We start from the raw sequence: 3,533 nt of genomic DNA on the forward strand, positions 1-3,533 counted from the left end.
CCTCACCGCCGGACGGGCTCCACTTGGCGGCATTGTCGAGCACGTTGAGGACCGCGCGTGAGAGGCCGGCCTGGTCGCCGTAGACGAACCACGGCATCAGCGTCGCATCGAAGTCGATCTCGTTGCGCCGACGCCGAGCGCGCTCGAGGCTCCGCTCGACGGCCTCCGCCAGATCGACACGTTCGAATACCGTCTCGGGGGCATCCTCGCGCGCAAGGTCCACAAGATCGCCCACGAGAGTGGACAGTTCTTGAATCTGAGCGACGACATCGGAACGAAGCTCGGCCATGTCCTCGTCGGGAATCGACGGCGCACCCGGGCGACCGGACGCGATGAGCAGTTCCATGTTGGTACGCAACGACGTCAACGGCGTCCGTAGTTCGTGGCCGGCATCGGCGACAAGCCGACTCTGCCGCCCTCTGGACTCGGCCAATGCGCGAAGCATTGTGTTGAAACTTTCGGTGAGGCGGGCTAATTCGTCGTCACCCGTCACCGGAATCGGCGTCAGATCATCGGTACGCGCCACTCGCTCGGCGGCAGCGGTGAGTCGCGCGATTGGCCGAAGACCGGTACGCCCCACCGCCATTCCCGCGCCGGCGGCAAGAATTACCCCACAGCCACCGACGATCAACAACACCCAGGCGAGCCTGTCGAGCACCTTACCCGTCGGCGAAAGTCGTTGTGCGATAACGATCGTGCTGCCATCCTGCGTGCGCTGACTGAGAACGCGCTGGCCGTTGACGGTCCGGAGCGACAAATCGGATTCGCCCTGGGCGACCTGCACCTCTTCGTCGCCAATCGGCACCTTCGAGCCCGGCGGAACGTACTTGGTCAGATCCGGGAAGATCAACGCAACAGATACGTCGGTGCTGTACAGCGTCGCGCCCGCCACGTAACGCGGATCGAACGTCACCACGTTGCTGTTGATGAGAGCGTCCGCGCGCGTGCGCAACTGCGTATCGACGTCCCCATACAGTGCGCGTGAGACAACCGCATAGGCAGCGATCGCCATTACGGCCACCGCGATGGCCACCACCGAGGCAGCCAGCAGCGTGACCCGCCACCGCAGCGACACCGTTCGGGTCAGCGGCATAGGGGGACGCATGGCCGGCGAATCCGCGTCCGCCGACCTCTTTCCCTGTGGATCCAGGATCACGGTGGCGTCTCGCGCAGCACGTAGCCGACGCCGCGCACCGTATGAATCAGACGGGACTCACCTTCCGCCTCCGTTTTGCGACGCAGATAGCCGACATACACCTCGAGGGCATTGCCCGAGGTCGGGAAGTCGTAACCCCAGACCTCTTCGAGGATGCGGCTACGCGTCAGCACGCGGCGCGGATTCATCATGAGCATTTCCATCAGCGAGAACTCGGTGCGAGTAAGGCTGATGGACCGTTCTCCGCGCGTCACCTCGCGGGTGACCGGGTCGAGCGTCAGGTCCGCGAAGGTCATCGCTTCCGAATCGGCCTCGGCTTCCATCGCGGTGCGACGCAGCAGTGCGCGCAGACGCGCAAGCAACTCTTCCAGTGCGAACGGCTTCGGCAAATAGTCGTCGGCACCCGCATCGAGACCCGCGACGCGCTCGGACACGGAGTCGCGAGCAGTGAGCACAAGAATTGGGAGGTCGTCGCCCGTGCTGCGCAGGCGTCGGCACACTTCGAGGCCATCGAGCCGGGGCATCATCACATCGAGCACAAGCGCATCGGGCCGTGACGCTGCCACCTTCTCGAGTGCATCGAGACCGTCGACAGCAAGCTCGACCGTGTAACCGTTGAAGGTGAGCGACCTCCGGAGCGAGTCACGAACCGCTCGATCGTCGTCGACAACCAAAATGCGCATTGCCATAGTTTGTCCTGACGGACTGAGATATGTCTAAGAAGGGGTCGAATCCTCGCCGTGGCTAGTCGTCGACGGGAAGGCGGCGGGCGATCGGGAGGTTCCACCGACGCCACAGCGCCAGCACTCGCAGGCCCGTCGCCGCAACAGTGCCGATCACGAGCCCGACGTTGTTGGGCCAGCCCGAGCCCTCGACAATGGCGACCACCGCCGAGCCGAGCAACGCCGGCACCGCATACAAATCACGTCGCAACAGCAGCGGCACCTCGTTGACCAGAACATCCCGGATGACGCCGCCCGCCACAGCCGTCGTAGCCCCGATGAGGCAGGCGGACAGCGAACTGCCACCACTGGCAAGCGCAATCGCCGCGCCCGTCGATGCGAACAAACCCATGCCGAACGCGTCGAACAGCAGGACGCCGCGCCACACCCGATCGATCACCGGATGCGCCACGAACACGATCAACGACGCAGCCAAAGCAACCGCAAGATTCGGCCACTGATCCAGGGACGTCGGCGGATGAATGCCCAGCAACAAGTCGCGAATGATGCCGCCGCCGATACCGGTCGTGATGCCGACCACGCACACGCCGAACAGGTCGAGGCGCTTGCGTACACCGATCAGCGCACCCGACGCCGCGAACGCCGCAATTCCCACGAAACCCAATACGTCCACCAGCACTGGTACAGCGTCGCACGGCTGTTTGGGTGACGGTGCCCTGTTCGCGCCTCTACCGCGCCGTGTGCAGATAGTGCGGTGGCGGCGACGTTTCGTACGCACGACTGATCCCGCTCCGGACGCCGGCGGTGTGTTCGCGCAGCTTCCAGTTACCCGCGCACTGTGCAACCTGCGCCCGTGCTGCAACGTGCGCGAATGAGGCGGAGCAGGCGACGTTCTGTACGCACACCACTGTCCGCGCCCCTCCCGCTGTACAGCCGACTCCCCCGCGTTCTGCCCCATCCGCGCAGCTTCCAGACAACCGCCTCCACCGTGTGCACATAGTGCGGCGCAGGCGACGTTCCGTACGCACGACCGTTCCCGCTCCGGCGCCGGGGCTCTGTTCGCGCAGCTTCCAGCCAACCGCGCACTGTGCAACCTGCGCCCGTGCTGCAACGTGCGCGAATCGTGCGGAGCAGGCGACGTTCCGTACGCACGACCGTTCCCGCTCCGGGCGCCGGCGGTCCGTTCGCGCAGCTTCCGGCCAACCGCACAGGCTGCAACCTGCGCCCGTGCTGCAACCTGCGCGGATCGGCGCGGTACTCCCACGCAGCAGTGCGGCCGCAGTGGAACCGCTCGGCAGTTTGCGGCGTCTAACCTGACGATCAAACTGACCGAGGGGGTCCGATGCTGGGAAGATGGGTAGCGGTCGTGTGTGCAGCACTTCTCGCAACCGGATGCGGCGGGAATGTCGAGGGCGCTCCGGTTGCAGACACACCCGCCGAAGCTTGGGATCCGTGCAGTATCCCTGCGGACGCCATCGCCGCAACGGGATTGAACCCAGAGATTAGTGAGCGCGGCTGGGGCAAGGGAATTGAAGTAGTGGATTGGCGACGTTGCGTCTGGCAGTCGCCTGATGGTGTCGGCCAGTATTCTCTTACAGTGCTCTACTCGAATAGCTCAACCGTCGAGGATTTCAAGGCCAACGCCCAGTACGTCGACTTTTTCGAAGATAGATTGGCGGAACGAACCGTTATCC

General features: G+C 64.6%; 4 protein-coding genes. 1 reads left to right on the forward strand and 3 read right to left on the reverse strand.

Annotated elements, in window-relative coordinates; genetic code table 11:
- The 3 genes from WBQ44_RS10170 to WBQ44_RS10180 form a co-directional block, all read right to left on the reverse strand.
- Positions 1–1,105, reverse strand: a 1,105-nt coding sequence (locus tag WBQ44_RS10170; RefSeq protein ID WP_495566565.1) for a HAMP domain-containing sensor histidine kinase, incomplete at its 3' end; no start/stop codon positions are given.
- 47 nt (positions 1,106–1,152) lie between these two features.
- On the reverse strand, positions 1,153–1,845 hold the full coding sequence (locus tag WBQ44_RS10175) for a response regulator transcription factor (protein ID WP_495566566.1): 693 nt from the start codon (positions 1,843–1,845) through the stop codon (positions 1,153–1,155).
- Between the two features lie 55 nt (positions 1,846–1,900).
- Positions 1,901–2,518 carry a trimeric intracellular cation channel family protein gene (locus WBQ44_RS10180; RefSeq protein WP_495566567.1) on the reverse strand — a complete coding sequence of 206 codons (618 nt, stop codon included), beginning with the start codon at positions 2,516–2,518 and terminating at the stop codon, positions 1,901–1,903.
- 687 nt (positions 2,519–3,205) lie between these two features.
- On the opposite strand from WBQ44_RS10180, the gene WBQ44_RS10185 reads away from it, so the two are divergent.
- Positions 3,206–3,533, forward strand: a 328-nt coding sequence (locus WBQ44_RS10185; RefSeq protein WP_495566568.1) for a DUF3558 domain-containing protein, incomplete at its 3' end; no start/stop codon positions are given.

The sequence above is a fragment of the Rhodococcus sp. (in: high G+C Gram-positive bacteria) genome, assembly GCF_049591685.1.
Taxonomy (GTDB): Bacteria; Actinomycetota; Actinomycetes; order Mycobacteriales; family Mycobacteriaceae; genus Rhodococcoides.